4 protein-coding genes are annotated in these 18089 nt (G+C 70.1%); all 4 read right to left on the bottom strand.

Annotated elements, in window-relative coordinates; translation table 11 throughout:
- Positions 1-58: 58 nt before the first annotated feature.
- On the bottom strand, positions 59-328 hold the full coding sequence (locus ACT53Q_RS14005) for an acyl carrier protein (protein ID WP_476187266.1): 270 nt from the start codon (positions 326-328) through the stop codon (positions 59-61).
- Positions 329-410: 82 nt separating this feature from the next.
- Positions 411-1655 carry an aminotransferase class I/II-fold pyridoxal phosphate-dependent enzyme gene (locus ACT53Q_RS14010; RefSeq protein WP_476187267.1) on the bottom strand — a complete coding sequence of 415 codons (1245 nt, stop codon included), beginning with the start codon at positions 1653-1655 and terminating at the stop codon, positions 411-413.
- 103 nt (positions 1656-1758) lie between these two features.
- Positions 1759-2745 carry an NAD-dependent epimerase/dehydratase family protein gene (locus ACT53Q_RS14015; protein WP_476187268.1) on the bottom strand — a complete coding sequence of 329 codons (987 nt, stop codon included), beginning with the start codon at positions 2743-2745 and terminating at the stop codon, positions 1759-1761.
- Between the two features lie 16 nt (positions 2746-2761).
- Positions 2762-17716, bottom strand: a complete 14955-nt coding sequence (locus tag ACT53Q_RS14020) for an SDR family NAD(P)-dependent oxidoreductase (RefSeq protein WP_476187269.1) — start codon at positions 17714-17716, stop codon at positions 2762-2764.
- Positions 17717-18089: the final 373 nt, after the last annotated feature.

The following is an 18089-nucleotide window of genomic DNA, read 5'->3' on the forward strand; positions in this document are numbered from 1 at the left end:
TCCGGATGCGCCGGCGGTTGATCGTCGCCCGGGCCGGAGACGCCTGCGCCGCGCGCGGTCAGGCCGCGACGGCGCGATCCCCGAGATGGGCCTGCAGCACTTCGGCGACGTCGCGCAGCAGGTAGCGCTCGCGCTTTTCCGCATCGCCGATCTGGATCCCGAAGCGTTGTTCCAGCTCGTACCAGACTTCGAGCATCTCCTTGGAGTCGATGCCGAGGTCGCCGCCGAGGTAGAAGTCCGGCTCGACCGCATCCACGGTGAACCCGGTCCGCTTGATGTCGTTGATCGCGGAAATCACTGCTTCGTAGACGTCGATTTTGCTTTCCATGTGCCTTCCGTGTTGCCGTGATGGCGTGTGTGTCGTTGGCCTGGCGGCCGGGTCGGGACATGCCGGGTCAGGGCATGTCCGGTCAGAGCATGCCGAGTTCGCGCGCGGTGGACGCGATGAGGTCCACCGCGGTATCGATCTCCTCGCGCGTGTGCGTGGACATCACCGACAGGCGCAGCCGTTCCAGGCCGGGCGGGACCATCGGGTATTCCATGATGTTGACGAACAGGCCGCGTCGGTACAATTCGCGATTGAGCCTGCGCACCGCGCCGTCCTCGCCGAAGAACACCGGGATGATCCCCGCCGCGCCGCGGACGATGCGCAGGCCTTCGCCTTCCAGCCGGTCCTGCATGTAGCGCACGTTGGCCTGCAGGTTGGCCACGCGCTGCGGCTCGCGTTCCATCACGTCCAGCGCCGCGGAGATGGCGGCGATGGTCGGTTGGGCCAGGCCGGAGGTGAAGACGTAGGGATAGGAGAAATTGCGCAGCAGGAAGATGTGCTCCTTGCTTCCCGACACGAACGCGCCCTGCGCGCCGATCGCCTTGCTGCACGTGGACATCCGCAGATCGACCTGGCCGAGCAGGTCGAGGTGTTCCAGCGTGCCGCGACCGGTCCTGCCGACCGTGCCGATGCCATGCGCGTCGTCGAGGATGATGATGACGTCGTGGCGCCGGCAGATCTCGATGTACTTGGCCAGGTCGATGATCTGGCCGTCGACCGAGCGCACGCCTTCGACGGTGGAGAAGATCTGCGCGCCGGGCTTGGCGCGGGCCTTCACGCGCTCGAGGATCCGCTCCAGGCTGCCGAGTTCGTCCGGATCGAAGGTGTAGAACGGCACGCCGGCCATCTTGATGGCGTTGATCACGCTGGCGTGGCTGTTCTTGTCGTAGACGATGATGTCGTTGCGGTTCATCAGCCCGGTGACCCAGCACAGGTTGGCCATGTAGCCGCCCGGCAGGAGCACCGCGTCCTCGTGTTCGGCCAGCTTCGCCAGGCGCAGTTCGAGGTCGCGATGCTGCTTGGTGTAGCCGGAGAACGCGGGGGAGCCGCCGCTGCCGGTGCCGTACAGGTTCACCGCCTCGATGACCTTCTGCTTGACGTAGGGATCGTTCGACAGGCCGAGGTAGCTGTTCGAACCGAACACCAGCACTTCGTTGAAGTCGTCGGTGTGCAGGTCCTTGTACTTCATGCGCCTGTCGACCGGGCCGAAGCCCTGCCGCCCGACCATGCAGCCGGCTTCCTGCTCCTTGACGTAGGTGGCGTATTGCTGCGCGAGCCTGTCCTTGAAGGGCAGGCGCTCGAGTTCGATCAGTGCTCTCGAATCCATGGGTTCCGCTTCCTTGAGGTTCTGCTGCCGCTTCCCTGTCCCGCGCAAGCTGCGGCGCGCCTGCGCTTCGATCCCCTTCCTGTCGCTGCCTTCCCGTTCCTGGTCAGGTGATGAAGCGGTTGTCGCGATACCACTGCGCGCAATCGCGGACCATCGCCTCGGGTGGTGCCGACCGATAGCCCAGTTCGCGCTCGGCCTTCGCCGAATCGTAGAAATACGTGCCGCCCAGCACCCGCATCCGGTAGGCATCGATCGCCGGTTTCCCCGGGATCACCGGCGCGAGCTTTTCGCGGGTCCAGGCCTTGAGGTACAGCCAGCGGTAGTTGGCGTCCGGGATCCGGAACGACTTGCCGAGCACGTCGGCCACGACCGTCATGAACTGCGAATAGCGCAGGTTGTGCCCCGCGAGCAGGTAGCGTTCGCCGGAGCGTCCCCGGGTGAGCGCATCGACATGCGCGCGCCCGACATCCGCGGCGGCGCAGAAACTGGCGCCACCCGGCGGGTTGAAGGGAATCTGGTCGTAGTGCGCCGCGAGCAGCAGTTGGCCCCAGTGCAGCGTGTAGTCGTAGGCGCCGACCACTTCCGCCGGGTTGAGGATGATCGTTTCGAGGCCGCGGTCCGCCGCGGCCAGCACGATCTCCTCGCCCCTGCGCTTGGTCTGCGCATACGGGCTCCGCGCGCGAAAGCCGGTCAGCGGCGTGCGTTCGTCGGCGACCGCGGTTCCGCCTTCGCTGGCGCCGATGGTGGAGGTGGTGCTGGTAAACACCAGGCGGCGCACCGAGACCTGCAGCGCCGCCTCGGCCACGTTGCGGGTGCCGTGCACGTTCACCGCTTCCAGCGCCGGCAGGTCGCGCCAGTTGCAACTGGTGTTGCCGGCGGCATGGATCACTGCCTCGGCGCCGCGCATGTGCTGCGCCAGTGCGTCGACGTCGTCCAGCCCGCCGCGCACGATCTCGACGCCCAGCGGTTCCAGGTACGCGGTGTTGGAGCCCGGCCTGACCAGCGCGCGGACCTCGTGCCCGGCCGAGACCAGCGCCGAGACCACGTTGAGGCCGACGAATCCGTTGCCGCCGGTGATGAACACGTTCATGCGGACATCCCTTCCTTCATTCCAGCATCGCTTCCATGGTCTTCCACAGGCGCTCGCGGCCCTCGTCGCGGGTGCGCATCGCCAGCGCCGACGGCATCCTGTCGGGATTGTCAGCGATGCCTTCCAGCAGCACCGTGATCTGCTGCAGCAGCACGCCCGCGCTGATGTACTCGGGCGTGGCGGCGCGATAGATCAGGCTCAGTTCCAGCGCGTCGTCCTCCGCCATCGCCACCAGCTCGATCCGCGGTTCGCCGGTGTCGCCCATCGACGATGCGCCGCCGTCGAAGGCGACCACGCTGTCGAACAGCGACGTGCGGCCCACCCATTCGCCGATCGTCGCGAGCGACGATTGCGCACCGCGGTGGCCGCCGAGCAAGGTGGCCTGCAGCTCCGTCAGCCAGGCCAGGATCTTCTGCCGGCCCACCGTCCTCACGCGCACGGGCAGCAGCCGGGCCTCGCCGTCGACCCCCGTGCCGAGCACGCCGAACTGCGAATACTTCGCCTTGGTGTAGCGGTTCACCAGCACCGCCCAGGCCGCGGCCACCATCGTCTCCACGGCGATGCCGTGGCGGGCGCCGAAGGCCTGCAGCGTGCGCACCAGTTCGGTGTCGATGACCTCGGACACCGTGTAGAGCTCGCCCGGTGCATCGTGTTCGAGCGTGCGGCCTTCGCTGCCGGCGGTGAGCGAATGGCCGACCTCGACCGCCGTCTCCGCCGCATCGCCGAGATGCTCGGTCCAGTAGCGACGCGCGCCGTCGTCGTCCACGTCCACGTCCGCGTCGTCGCTGGCCGTTGCCAGCGACGCCAGGCGGCACCAGCCGGACGCGATCACGCCCGCGTCGTCGTCGGCGTCCGGCGCGATGGCCATGCCGTCGATGGCGGTAGCCTCGCTTTCCACCTCGATGGGCATCGTCGCGCCCGGAAGCGCGACCATCTGGTGGCGCAGGTCGCAGCGCACCCACTCGAAGGGGACGCCGGGGAAGGAACAGCGACGACGTGCCTGTCCGCGATGCAGCGCGGCCCAGTCCACCGCGACGCCGCGGACCCACAGGTCGGCCAGGCCGTTCCACTGGCGGGTGCCGATCAGCGTCTCGACGAAATGCGCGCCCGCATCGCCGGACAGCAGGCGATGCGTATCGGCGGCCGACGGCGATTCTGTGTCGCCGCGATACACGCCGTCGCGCGGCCGGGGCGCACCGTCCGCGCTCTCGATCAGGCCCGCGATCAGGGCCTCCGCATCGCGCGCGACCACCGCGAGACGGTGCCGGAAGCCGATCCGCCCGACCTGCGAGGCGTAGGCCAGATCGGCGAGGGCCGCTGGCGACAGATCGTCGCCGGTGCGCGCGCGGACGGCATCGGCCACCGCCAGCGCATAGCGGCGCAGGCCGTCCTCGCTGCGGGCCGAGAGCACGAACAGCACCGGCTCGCCGGCTGCGGCCGCGTCATTGCGCGCGGTGTCGATCGATTCGACGACCACGAACGCGTTCGAGCCGCCCATGCCGAAGGAATTGATGCCGGCGACGCGGGTGCCGCGGGCATTCCTCGGCCACGGCGCGACCGCGGTCGGGAACCGGAACGGCGAGCGTGCGTGATCGAAGCTGCTGTTGATGCGGTCGAGCTTGGCGCACGGGGCCACTTCGCCGTGGCGCATGCTCAGCAGCACCTTGATCAGCGAACCGAGGCCCGACGCCGCCTCCATGTGGCCGATGTTGGCCTTGCTGCCGATCGCGCAATGGCCCACCGCATCGGTGCCGCGACGCAGCGCGTTGGCCAGCGCCTTCAGCTCGATGGGATCGCCCAGCTCCGTGCCGGTGCCGTGGGTTTCGAGATAGGTCAACTCCTCGGCCTGGATGCCGGCCTCGCGGATGCATTCGGCGGCCGTGTCCTCCATCACCCGCAGGTTGGGCATGAACTGCCCGGCGCCGGTGCCGGAGTGGCCGATGCGCGAGCCCCGGATCACGCCGTAGACATGGTCGCCGTCGGCCAGCGCGCGCCGCAGCGGCTTGAGCAGCACCGCCGCCGCGCCCTCGCTCGGCACGAGGCCGTTCGCGCGTTCGTCGAAGGTGCGCTCCTGCCCGTCCGGCGACAGCACGTTCATCTCGTGCAGCAACTGGTACTTGCTCTTGTGCAGGCTGAGGTTGATGCCGCCGACCAGCGCGACCTCGCAATCGCCCGCGAGGATGGACCGTCGCGCGAGGTGCAGCGCGGTCAACGACGCCGAGCAGGCGGTGGAGACGGTGACGCTCGGGCCGCAGAAGTCCATCAGGAACGACAGCCGGTTGGACAGTTCGCTGCTGACCGAGCCCGGGCCGAGGAAGTCGGCCGAGCGCATCTGCAGTTCGGCCGCGATGCGGGTGAAGTCGTCGTTCATCGTGCCCACGAAGACGCCGACGCGGGAGGCCGCCAGCGCCTGCGGCGTGTAGGCGGCGTCTTCCACCGCGCGCCACGCCGTGCGCAGCAGCACGCGCAACTGCGGGTCGGCCTTGTCGGCCTCGGCCTGCGACATCCGGAACAGCGCCGGGTCGAACAGGTCGACGTCGGCGATGAAGCCGCCCTTGTCGGAGATCGGCTTGCCCGAGCGCGAACGCTGCCGGCCCAGAGCCGAGGCGAAGCCGCGGTCGTCGGGAATGCGGATCAGGCAATCGCGCCCTTCGCGCAGGTGCTGCCAGAAACGCGACAGCTCCGGGGCATCGGGGAATTCGCCGGCGATGCCGACGATGGCGATGCCTTCGTCCGGCGCCGTGGCACCCGGCGGCATCGCGGACCGCGCGAACGCCCGGACCGAAGGCGGACGCCTCGTCGCGGCGGCAGCGGGCCGCGCCTGCGCAGGCGCGGCCGCGATGGCCGGCTCGTGTCGCATGGAGGCCGTCGACGCCGCGGGCGCGGAGGCCACGGGGGCGCCCAGCAGTTCGGCCAGGCGCGGGCCGTGGTGCGCGGCCAGATGCCGTGCCATGGCGCCGGCGCTGTCGTATTCGAACAGCGCGGTCTTCGGCAGCTCCGCGATGTCCGCCCGCAGCGCGGCGTGCAGTTCGAGCATCAGCACCGAATCCATGCCGCATTGCTCGAAGGTGGCGCGGGCGTCGATCGCGTCGGCCGTCGTCCGGGTCACGATGGCGATGCGCTGCTTCACGTAGCGTTCGGCGCGCGCGACCAGATCGTTTGCGACCAGGTCGTCCGCGACGGGCGCCGCCGCGGTCGCGGCCGTCGCCGTCGCGACGATGGGTGTCGACGACGTTTCCGTGCGTCGCGCGGGAGCCGTCGCGGTCTCCGCGTGCGTTGCAGGCAGGCGCAGCGTGCGCGCGATGCGATCCGGATCGCCGACGGACACCAATACGTTGCTGCGGTCGCCGCGCAGGATCCGGCCGAAGGCGTCGAGTCCTTCGCGTTCGGTCAGGGCCTGCATGCCGGAGAAGCCGAAGACGGACGCGTCCGCGCCGGTGATGTCCATGCCGCCGGTGGCCCACAGCGGCCAATCGATCGAGAACGTCATGCCGCTGCGCAGCCCTTGCGCGCGCAGGTGCTCGCGCCAGGGCGCGAAGCCGTCCATGAAGCGGTTGCCGGCCGCGTACGCGCAGGACCCCAGGTCGCCGATGACCGCGGAGACCGAGGAGAACAGGGCAAAGAAGTCCAGCCGCATGTGCGCGGTCGCCTGGTCGAGCGCGATCAGGCCCTCGACCTTCGGGGCGAGGATCGCGTCGAAGGCGGCGTCGTCGAGTTCGAGCACCGAACGGTCGCTCGCGATGCCGGCGCAATGGACCACGCCGTGCAGTGCGCCGAAGCGGCGTTCCGCGTAGGCCGCCAGCGCGTCGATCGATGTGCGGTCGGCGCTGTCGGCGCTGCGGTATTCGACGTCGGCGCCGGAGGCGCGCATCGCCGCCATCGCCTGCGCCAGTTCCGGCGAGGGCTGCGTCGAGCGCCCGCTGAGCAGCAGGCGCGCCTGGCAGTGCTCGGCCATCCAGCGTGCGACGACCAGGCCCAGCTTGCCGCCGCCGCCGGTGATCAGGTAGGCGCCCCGTTCCCGCAGCGGCAGCCGGTCCCCGGCGTCATCGACGCGGTCTGCATCCGCCGCGGCAGGCGCGCCGGCGCCGGTCGCGTCGAGTGCATGCAGGCTGCGGCGATGGCGCCGGCCGTCGTGCCACGCGATCTCGTTGGCGCCGAAGCCGCTTTCCGCGGCCAGTTCGGCCATGGCCGCCTCGGCGGCGCGGACGTGATCGCCGGGATCGCAGCGGAACGTGGACAGTTCGAAGCGGTGGTTGACGGTGAGCAGCGAACGCGCGAAGCCGGACACCGCGTCATGCTGCGGTTGCGGCACGCCGGCATCGGCGTACACGTACAGCATGCGGACGGCCGCGCCGGGATTCGCCGCTTCGGACGCGATGAACAACCGGCGGACGGCGCGCATGCCGCGGTGCAGCGCCACCGGCGACACGCGATCGGCGGCCAGCGCCGGCGGCACGATCCCGCCCTGCCACAGCACGATGCGATCGGGTCGCAATCCGCGTTCCCGCAGCGAAGCGAACAGCCGTTCGGCGCCGTCGGCGTGGTCGGGGTCGAAGCGGCCGTGGTCCGCGGCCGCATCGCGATCGCGATTGCCATCGAGATCGCCGCAGGCCAGGGTCACCCGGATCACCTGCCAGCCTGGTGGTGCGCAGCGTGCGATCGCGTCCATGGCGTGATCGTCATCCGCGATGGCGAGCAACGTGCGGGGCGCGCGATCCGGCGTGCCGTGCGCGAGCGGCTGCTCCGTCCACGCAGGGGCGAAGTATTGCAGCGTGCGGTGCGCGCCGGGTCGCGTCATCGCGCGACCGGCGATGCCGTCCAGCCTCAGCAGCACGCGGCCGTCGGTGTCGGTGACGACCAGGTCGCACTTGAACAATGCGGACTGCGGATCCGGCACGGCCGATCCGGCATGCGTTTCCGCGCCGGCATCCCGGCAGGCCACGGCGTGCACGAAGCAGGTTTCCGGCAACGGGTGGACATAGTCCATCGAGGCCAGGGCGAAGGGCACGATCGGCGTGGTGAGCTCCTCGCCCGGGACGCCGAGCACCGCGAGCCCGGAGCGCAGCACGGCATCGAGCAGGGCCGGATGCAGGGCGTACGCGTCCAGTCCTGCCCGGAGGTGGCCGGGCAGTTGGAGCCGGCTCAGCACGCCGTCGCCCGTGCGGTAGCGCGCCTGCGTCACCTGGAACGACGGCCCGAACCGGAACCCCATGCGCCGCAGGCCGGCGTAGATCGCGGTCGTGTCCGTCGAGAGCGGCTCGGCGGAGGCCAGCAGGCCGGCGAGATCGATGTGCTGCGCTTCGGTGGGCGCATCCGCTTCGCACAGTGCGAGCTCGCCTTCGACGCAGACGACCCCGTCGGAGTCGCGCACCATGTCGAAGCGCAAGGCGTCCTCGTCGTTGCGCAGGCGGACGGTGAGGCCGTCCTCGCGTTCGTCGATCTCGAACGGTTGCAGCCACATCAGCCGGCGGATGCCGGCCACCCGCAGTCCGGCGGCTGCGCAGGCCAGGTCGCCAGCGACGCGCGCCATCTCCAGATAGGCGGCGCCGGGCAGGATCCGGCGCGGACGCCCGGTGTCGATCACGTGGTCGCGCAGGTAGAACTCGTGACCGTCGAAGCGCTTGTGGTACGCCTGCACGGAGAGATCCGAGACATTGCGATCGAGCAGCGGATGCAGCGCGTCCACGGCAGCGGCACCGGCCGCGGGTTTCTCGTCCACCCAGTAGCGCTGGGTCACGAAGGGCATGGTCGGGAACGGCACCCGCCGCGGCGGCCGCGCACGGCCGGACGCGGCGTGCAGGGCCTCGGCGTAGCGCGCCCAGTCGATGTCGAGCAGCGACACCCAGGCGCGCGCGAGCTGGGCGAGGCGCCCCCCGGCGATGAGCTTGCGGATCAGGCCGTCCTTCTCGGCTTCGTCGACGATGGCCTCGAGCTTCTCGCCCGACTTGCGCGACGCGCCGCGCACGACGCGCTCACCGGTTGCTTCGCCGCGGCGATGGCCGCGCAGCGCGGCCAGCAGTTCGCCGACATCGGAGGCGACCACCGCGAGGCGTTCGTCCATCGCTTCGCGACCGACCTGCGACGCGTACGCCAGCGAGGCGAGGTCCAGGCCGGTGTCGGGATGCCCGCCGCCTTCGAGGAAGGCGATGACGCGGTCGACGTAGCGCGCGAGTCGTTCTTCGCTGTCGGCCGACAGCAGGAACAGCGACGGACCGGCATCGGCGATCGGCGCCGGTGCGGGATGGTCCTCGACCAGGCAGTGCGCGTTCGAGCCACCGGCACCGAACGAGCTGATCCCGGCGCGACGACGGCCGCCCGTGGCGGGCCATGGTTCGGCCTGCTGCGGCACGCGGAAAGGCGTGCGTTCGAAGTCGATGGCCGGATTGAGCGTGGCCGAGTGCAGCGAGGGCGCGATCGTGCCGTGGCGGAACTGCAGCAGGATCCGGGTCAGGCCGGCGATGCCCGCCGCCGATTCGAGATGGCCGATGCCGGATTTGACCGAACCGATCCGGCAGGACTGCGGCGCCGGCGGTGTGTGCGATCCGGCGGAGGCCGCCTGCGAGAAGGCGCGCGCGAGCCCGGCGATCTCGATGGGATCGCCCAGCGACGTGCCGGTACCGTGCGCTTCCAGGTAACCGATGCTGCCGGGATCCCAGCCGGCGCGTTCCAGCGCCTTGCCGATGACCTCGGTCTGCGCGCCCTGGCTGGGCACGGTGAAGCCGTTGGTCTTGCCGCCGTGGTTGAGCGCGGTGCCGCGGATCACGCCGTAGACGTGGTCGCCGTCTTCGAGCGCGCGCTCCAGCGGCTTCAGCAGGACGGCCCCGACGCCTTCGCCCGGCACGTAGCCGTCGCCGCCGGTGCCGAAGGCGCGGCAGCGGCCGTCGGTGGACAGGAACTGTCCGGCGGAGAGCTGCAGGTACTTGTTCGAGTGCGCCATCACGTTGACGCCGCCGGCGATGGCCAGCGCGCAGTCGCCGTTCTCGATGGCGCGGCACGCCAGGTGGATCGCCGTCAGCGAAGACGAGCACATGGTGTCGAGCACCATGCTGGGGCCGCTGAAATTCATGAAGTACGACACGCGGTTGGCGATCGACGCCAGCGGCGTGCTCGGTCGGCCGGACTGCAGCTGCGCGTCGCTGACCTCGAACTGGGCGTAGTACTGCCACGCCACGCCCACGAACACGCCGACCGGGTGGCCCTTGAGCGACTGCCGGGTGTAGCAGGCGTCCTCGACGCACTCCCAGGCGGTCTGCAGGAACAGGCGCTCCTGCGGGTCCATCAGCACCGCTTCCCGCGCGGAGATGTTGAAGAAGCGCGCATCGAACCGGTCGATGTCGTCCATGAACCCGCCCCATTTGCCGTAGGCGGTGCCCTTGTGGTTCCGGTCGGGATGGAAGATGCGCGTGTGGTCCCAGCGCGAAGCGGGAATCTCGCCGATGCAGTCGCGCCCGTTTTCCAGGTTGCGCCAGAACGCCGGGAGGTCCTCGGCGTGCGGATAGTGCCCGGCGAGGCCGATGATCGCGATGGCCTGCCCGTCGCGGTCGCCACGACGGTGGCCGAACCGGCCGAAGCGCCGGTCCGTGCGCGCGGACGGCGACGCGCGCGGAGGCGTGGGCGGCCATGCCACGGGGGCGTCGACGGCAGGCACCGCCGGTTCGGGCACGGGGCGCGCCGGCGTGACGGTGATGCCCGCGGCGGACGGGGCCATTGCCGCGACCACCGGCGCCGCGACCACCGGCGCCGCGGCGACCTTCGAGGCGGCGACCGCACGCGCCGCATCGGGCGCGGTCTCGGCCAGATGGCGGGCGAGACCGTCGAGCTCCTGGTACTCGAAGAACAGCGTCTTCGACACCGGTCCGAACGCCTGTTCGATGCGGCCGGTGAGCTTGACGATCATCATCGAATCGATGCCGTAGTTCTCCATCGGCGCCTGCGGATCGATCTCCGACAACGGCAGGCCGGTGGTTTCCGCGACGATGCCCTTGAGGAAATCGTTCACGCCGGCATGGACATCGTCGGTGCCGACCGCGGCGGCCTCTGCCGCGGGCGCGGGCGCGGGCGAAGGCGCAGGGGCGGCTGCAATCGCGACCGCAGGCGCCGTCGCCACGGCGCGCAGCGCATCGGCATGCTGCTCGGCGAGATAGCCGGCGACGCCGGCCAGTTCCCGGTATTCGAAGAACAGCGTCTTCGGCACGGCGCCGAAACGCGCGTCGAGATCGCGATTCAGGGTCGCGATCATCAACGAATCGATGCCGTAGTTCTCCAGCGGCGCCCGCGGATCGATCTCGGATGCAGGCAAACGGGTGACGTCCGCCAGCAATTGCGTCAGCAGTGCGATGGCCCGATCGACGGGCAGGTCGCTTCCGTGCACGGCGGGTGCCGCGATGGATGCCGGGACCGCGGCCATCGGCACGGCCGCCGCGGGCGTCCTCGACGCAGGCAACGGCGGGCGGGCGCCGGCCTGCGCGCGGCCCAGCGCCAGCGTCAACTGCGGCGCAGCCTGTCCGATCAGGTGCACCAGGCGGATGCAGACGCGGCCGTCGTCGTCGCACAGCGCCACGTCGAACGCCTGCTGCCCCGGTCCGACCGCCACGCCCGGCGCGCGACGCGCGTAGGCATGGGCGCGGTCGCCGAGCCGGCCGTGGATCTCGACGCGCCCGAGTTTCACCGGCACGTGCACCACCTTTTCGGCGGACAGCAGCCCGCCGATGCCGAGACAGGCGCGGGTCGAGCCGTCGAGCAGGGCGGGGTGCAGCACGAAATCGCCGTGGTCCACGCCGGGGATCGGCGGCAGGCGCAGACAGCCCAGCGCCTCGTCGGCGTTGCAGTACAGCGCGTCGTAGACCTGGAAGCTGCTGCCGAACGTGAAGCCCATCGCGGCGAACACCGCATCGACCTGCGCGCGCTCGAAGCGTTCGCAGCGCTGCATGATCGCCTGCAGGTCGTGGCGTTCCGGCGCGCCTGCCGCATCGGCCGGCCCGGGCCCGGCAGCCTCGTCGAGCACCACGCTGCCGTGCGCGTAGGGCGCGCGCGCGGGATCGTCCGCGGCGTGCAGCTCGAACGCGACCGCATCGCGTTCGGGCGCCAGCACGATCCGCATCCGCAGCGGATCGGCATCGAGGACGACCGGCCTGATCCACTGCACGTCGCACAGCGCCTTCACGCGCAGGCCGGGTGCGGCCAGGCGCGCGGCCTGCAAGGCCGTTTCGAGGTACACCACGCCGGGCAGCACGCGGTTGTCGCCCAGGCGGTGGTCGCGCAGGAAGAACTCGTCGGGCCGGAACACCTTCGAATAGGCCTGTTCGTCCAGGGTCGACACGTTGGCGTCGACCAGCGGATGCAGCACGCCGGAGGCTTCCAGCGGCGGCGCCGTGTCCACCCAGTAACGCTGCCGCTGGAACGGATAGCCGGGCAGCGGGACGCGGCGCCGGGTGCCCTGCGCATGCAGCCGCGACCAGTCGATCGCGGCGCCCACGGTCCATGCCGACGCCAGCGACGCGAGGTCGCCGGTGTCCAGCCACTGCGGCACCTGCGGCAAGGCGGCGCTCAGGCGCGCCGCCACCGCGGCGTCGCGGCGACCATCGTCGCGATGCCCGGACCATGCCCGGGCCGGCAGCTCGCCGCGGTCGGCGAACGCATGCAGCGCGTGCAGCAGGGCCTCGCGGGTGTCGGCCACGATCGCCACGCGGAACTCGTGCGCGACGCGGCCCACCTGCAGCGTGTAGGCGACATCGCGCATGCCCAGGCCCGGTTCGGCCTCCAGGCGCTGCGCCAGTCGCGCCGCCATCGTCCGCAGCACGGGTTCCCGGCGCGCGGACAGCACGAACAGCGCCGGTGCATCGGCCAGCGCATCGGCGCGGACGTCGTCGACGTACTCCTCGACGATGACGTGGCCGTTGGCGCCGCCGGCGCCGAACGAACTCAGGCCCGCCAGCCGCGGCAATTCGGTGACGACACCGTCGCGCACGACCGTCGGCCGGTGCCAGGGCTGCAGGCTGCGCTGCACGCGGAACGGGCTGCGTGCGAAATCGATGTAGGGGTTGAGGGTGTCCGCATGGATCGACGGCGCCAACTGGCGGTGCCGCATCTGCAGCAGCACCTTGGTCAGCCCGGCGATGCCGGCCGCGCCTTCGAGATGGCCGATGTTGGACTTCGCCGAACCGATCGCGCAGTACTGGACTTCGTTCTGTTCGTAGGCCTTGGTCAGCCCGGCGATCTCGATCGGATCGCCCAGGCTGGTGCCGGTGCCGTGTGCCTCAACGTAGCTGACGTGCCGGGGATCGACGGCGGACACGTCCAGCGCTTCGCGGATCAGCGCCGCCTGCCGGTTCGGATTGGGGACGGTGAACCCGGAGGCCTTGCCGCCGTGGTTGATCGCCGTGCCGCGGATGAGGCCGTAGATGTGGTCGCCGTCGCGCAGGGCCTTCGACAGCGGCTTGAGGATGGCCGCGCCCACGCCTTCGCCCGGCACGTAGCCGCTGCCGTCGGCGCCGAACGCGCGACAGCGCCCATCGACCGCCAGCATGTGCATGTCGGCCAGCAGGTTGTACTTGTTGGGATGCAGCGAAAGATTGACCGCGCCGGCGACCGCCGCCTCGATGTCGCCGCAGCGCAGCGCCTGGCAGGCGAGGTGGATCGCGGTGAGGGACGACGAACAGGCGGTGTCGACCGCCATGCTGGGGCCGGAGAAATTGAACTGGTACGACACCCGGTTGGCGACCGCCCAGTAGCCGGCATGCGGCGTCACCCATGCATCGCGCGCGCGGTCCACGCCGTGCAGCTGGTAGTCGCCCCACATCACGCCGACGTACACGCCGACCGGGTTCTCGCGATAGGCATAGCCGGCGGCGAGCGTGGGCGGCGTGTAGCCGGCATCCTCGATCGCGTGGGCGACGATCTCCAGGAACAGGCGCTCGTTCGGATCGAGATCCTGCGCTTCCTTCGGCGAGATGTTGAAGAACACCGCGTCGAAGCGATCGACGTCGCGCAGGAAGCCGCCCCACTTCGCGTAGGCATGCGCACGCGCGGGTTCGCCGGGCCGGAAACGGAACTGCGCGGCGAGGTCCGGACGGTCCTCGGGGATTTCCTCGATGCAGTCGCGCCCCTGGCTGAGGTTCTGCCAGAACGCGTCCAGCGTGTCCGCCTGCGGATAGCGCCCGGCGAGACCGATGACCGCGATCGGCTCGTCGTTCACGCCACGGCCGCCATGCCGCGCGGGACCGGTCGCGGCCGCCGCGGCCGGCGCGCGCAACGGCGACGATGCCGGCGGCATGATCGCCGACGGCCCGGCCGCGATCGCGGCCCGCGCCGGGCGCAGCAGGGTGGCGTAGGTGGTGCGTCCGTGCTGTTCGTGGAAGTAGCCGGACAGTTCGTTCAGCGTCGGATATTCGAAGAACAGCGTCTTCGGCAGGGTGCCGAAGAGTGTTTCCAGCGCGGCGATCAACTCGATCATCACCACCGAATCGACGCCGTAGTCCTTGAACGACTTGTCCGGTTCGAACTCCGCGGACATGTTCAGTTCGTCGGCGATGAACTTCGCGAGGTGCGCATGGACCGCGTCGAGATCGACCGGCGTCTCCGCGACCGGATCGGCCACGGGTGCCGCGGCGGGTGCGGGGCCGGGCGTCGCGACCGGCGCGGCCGCGGGCAGGGTCACGCCCATCGATTCGCGGACGCGCGCGGCATCGCCGGGCATCACGATCAACTGCGAACCGGCCCGGCCCAGCGCGAATTCCAGCGCATCGATGCCGGCCGCGTCTTCCAGCGGCACGATGCCGAAGCTGCGGCGCACCGCGGCGATCTCGGCCTCGCCCATGCGCATGCCGCCGTTGCGCCAGAACGGCCAGTTGATCGCGACCGAGCGCCCGCGGCATTCGCCGTTCGCGCGCAGCGCCTCGCGCCAGTGCGCATAGGCATCCTCGAAGGCGTTGCCGTAGGCGTAGTCGGCCTGGCCGACATTGCCCATCACGCCCGCGATGGACGAGAACAGGGCGAAGAAATCCAGCGGCTCGTCGCGCGTTTCCAGGTCGAGGTTGACCGTGCCGAGGGTCTTCGGCGCGATCACGCGCGCGAATTCCTCCGGCGTCTTCCGCAGGATGAAATTGTCCTGGATCATCCCGGCCGAATGCAGGACGCCGTTCAGGCGACGGCCCTGCGCACGGATGGCAGCGATCGCATCGCGCACGCTGCCGCGATCGGACGGATCGCAGGCCACGTACGACACCTGGCCACCGCGGGCGCACAGCGCCGCCATCGTCTCGCGCTGCTCTTCGCTCGCGGGCGCCCGTCCGGTCAGGTAGACGTGCGCGCGATGGTGCGTGCACAGGTGCTGCGCGACGACACGGCCGATGCCGCCGAGTCCGCCGGTGATCAGGTACGTGCCGCCTTCGCGGAAACCGCAGCTGCCGACCGCCGCGGCCGCGGTCGGCGCGACGGGCGTGAAGCCGAAGGCTTCGCGTGCGCCATCGACACGGTGGCGGATGCAGGACGCCTCGCGTGTGTCGGCCAGCTCGTCGGCGACGATCTCCGCCAGCCGCGGGTCGAGCGCGGCATCCCATGTACCGAGGACGACCCGTCCGGAGTACGAGGGTTTCTCGATCCGCAGCGTCTTGAAGAAGCCGTCGAGCGCGGCGTATTCCACCGCGCTTTCGCCGGGCGGGGCCAACTGCACGAACCGCGCCGATCGGGTGCCGCGCATCATCGCCTTGACCAGCGCGAAGAGATGCCGGGCGGAGAACGAGACCCGCGCGGCCACGTCGTCCGCGGGCACGCGCGGCGGTGCCAGCACGATCCGGTCGAGCGGGACGCCATTCGCCGCGAGCGCGGCAACCGCGTCCGCGTAGCGCTCCGGCGCGTCCGGATGCACGAGGCGGGCCTCGCTTCCGTCGCCGGCCGCGAAGCCGGCGTCGACGGCGACTTCGATCCGTTCGAACCGCGTCCCCGCGAAGCGCGGCGATGCGCGCAGTCGCGGTTCCAGCCGATCCAGCCCTTCGGCGTCCCCGATCAGCACCACCTGCGCGGGAATGCCTGCGGCTGCGATCACCGCTTCGGTCCGCCAGTGCGGCGCATACAGGCTGTCGACCAGCGACGCGGGCGTCTCGATCGTCTTCGTCGCCCCGGTGCGGGCGCCGTCGAGCGCGGGATCGTCGAGTCGCGTCTCGGGCAGCCAGAATCGATGCCGCGCGAACGGGTAGGTCGGCAGCGGCGGACGACGCGCGGGCGCATCGTCGAACAGCCGACTCCACGGCGCGTCGCCGACGGCGAGACCGGCACCGAGGTACAGCGTTTCCAGACGGTGCAGCCGCTGCAGGGCCTGCGCCTTGTTGCGTTTGCGGGCATCGGTGAGCAGGGCCTCGGCTTCGGCCCGCATCGCCGCCTGTGCCTCGGCGTCCGCGGCCGGTGCGTGGTTCGATGCGTCCGTGCGCAAGGCATCGCGCAGGGCGTCGAGGCTGTCGACGACGCAGGCGAAGCGGAACGGCATGTGGTCGCGACCGAGCAGCAGTGCACGCGAGATCTCGCGCAACGTGTGCTCGCCGGCGTCGTCGTCCAGCCACCTCGCCAGATCCTCGCGCCGGCGCTGCAGGGCGTCGGCGGTCCTGGCCGACAGCACGACCAGGCAGGGCTCCGCTTTTGCGGGCGACCGCCTCGATCCCTTGCGCTGCGCGATCGCGGGCGGTTCTTCCAGGATCAGGTGCGCGTTGGTGCCACCGAAGCCGAAGGCACTGATGCCCGCGCGCAGCGGCATGCCATCGCGCGCGGGTTGCCACGGCACCGTCTGCGCGAGGATACGGAACGGCGTGCCGTCGATGCTGACCCGCGGATTGAGCGTCCTGAAATCGTGGAAGCCCGGCAGGCGCCGGTGCCGGAACGCCAGCAGGACCTTGGCCACGCCCGCCATCCCGGCCGCGGCTTCCAGGTGGCCGAGGTTGGTCTTGGCCGAACTCAGGCCGCAGAACCCCGGCGACAGCGCGATGCCCTGGCGTTCCGCCAGCTGCGCGAAAGCCCGGCTGAGGCCTTCGAATTCGATCGGATCGCCTTTTGCCGTCCCGGTGCCGTGCAGCTCGACGAAATTCACGCTGTCGACCGGCACCCCGGCGCGCTCGTGCGCGGCGACGATGACCTCGGCCTGCGCCTCGGCGCTCGGGTAGGTCAGGGTGTGGGCTTCTCCGCAATGGTTGATCGCGCTGCCCTTGATGACGCCGTGGATGCGGTCGCCGTCGGCCAGCGCCTTGTCGAGCGGCTTGAGCACGAAGAAGCCCGCACCCTCGCCGCGGACGTAACCGTCTGCGCGCTCGTCCAGTGTCTTGCACGAACCGGTCGGCGACAGCGTGCCCATCTTCGAGACCGAAATGTGCCGCGCCGGATTGAGGATCAGGCTGACGCCGCCCGCCAGCGCCAGCTCGCATTCGCCGGTTTCCAGCGACTGGATCGCGGTGTGGATCGCGTTGAGCGCGCTGGAGCACGCGGTGTCGATCGGAATGCTCGGCCCGCGCAGGCCGAGCGCATGCGAAATGCGGTTGGGAACGACGACAGTCGCGGTGCCGGTGTAGTGATACGGGCCGATCTCGACCCTGGCACCCGCCAGCAACTCCTTGTAGTCATGATGGGTGACGCCGACGAAGACACCGACCGGGCGTCCGCGCAGCGACGCGGGCGGAATGCCGGCGTCCTCGAGCGAGGACCACGCGAGTTCGAGCATGATCCTCTGCTGAGGATCCATGTTGCGGACGACTTTGGGCAGCAGGCCGAAGAATTCGTGGTCGAACGCATCGACATCGTCGATGAAGCCGCCCCACTTGCTGAAGGACTTGTTGGGTTCGAGTTTCGGGTCGCCCCATAGCGGGCGCCAATCCCAACGTGCGTGCGGAATCTCCGTGACGCTCGATCGCCGGGCGTCCAGATTTTCCCAGAAGCCCACTTCATCCGCGGCGCCAGGAAAGCGAAACGCAACGCCAATAACAGCGGTATCCATGCCCGGCTCTCGTCCTTGACTGCATCCTCGCAAATCCGAACCCATGTCCATGGGTTTTCAGGGCATCGACACATTCATCTTGAATCGTCGTTGCTCGGCGTGCTTGGGGCGGAGACTACTCGCGAGTTCCGACACGCGCAACACGTGTATCGAATATGCGCAATTCATGCGATCTCAATATTATTTGAGATGAAACGTTTTCAGATGCGATCTCCGGATCATCGGATGCTTATCGACGAACATCGCACCGATGTCGCGCACGGTTTCGATGACAATGCACCGACGATCGCATGCAGTGCGTAAAAACCGGAAAACGCCCCTGCTTCGGTGCAGGCCGCATCTTCTTCGCGAAGGCGTCATGATTCGCAATCGC

It is taken from the genome of Lysobacter sp. DMC97 (assembly GCF_056313745.1).

Excerpts from the sequence above, each read along its gene's own strand:
- ACT53Q_RS14005 (WP_476187266.1), bottom strand. The coding sequence starts at position 328 with ATGGAAAGCAAAATCGACGTCTACGAAGCAGTGATTTCCGCGATCAAC.
- ACT53Q_RS14010 (WP_476187267.1), bottom strand. The coding sequence starts at position 1,655 with ATGGATTCGAGAGCACTGATCGAACTCGAGCGCCTGCCCTTCAAGGAC.
- ACT53Q_RS14015 (WP_476187268.1), bottom strand. The coding sequence starts at position 2,745 with ATGAACGTGTTCATCACCGGCGGCAACGGATTCGTCGGCCTCAACGTG.
- ACT53Q_RS14020 (WP_476187269.1), bottom strand. The coding sequence starts at position 17,716 with ATGGATACCGCTGTTATTGGCGTTGCGTTTCGCTTTCCTGGCGCCGCG.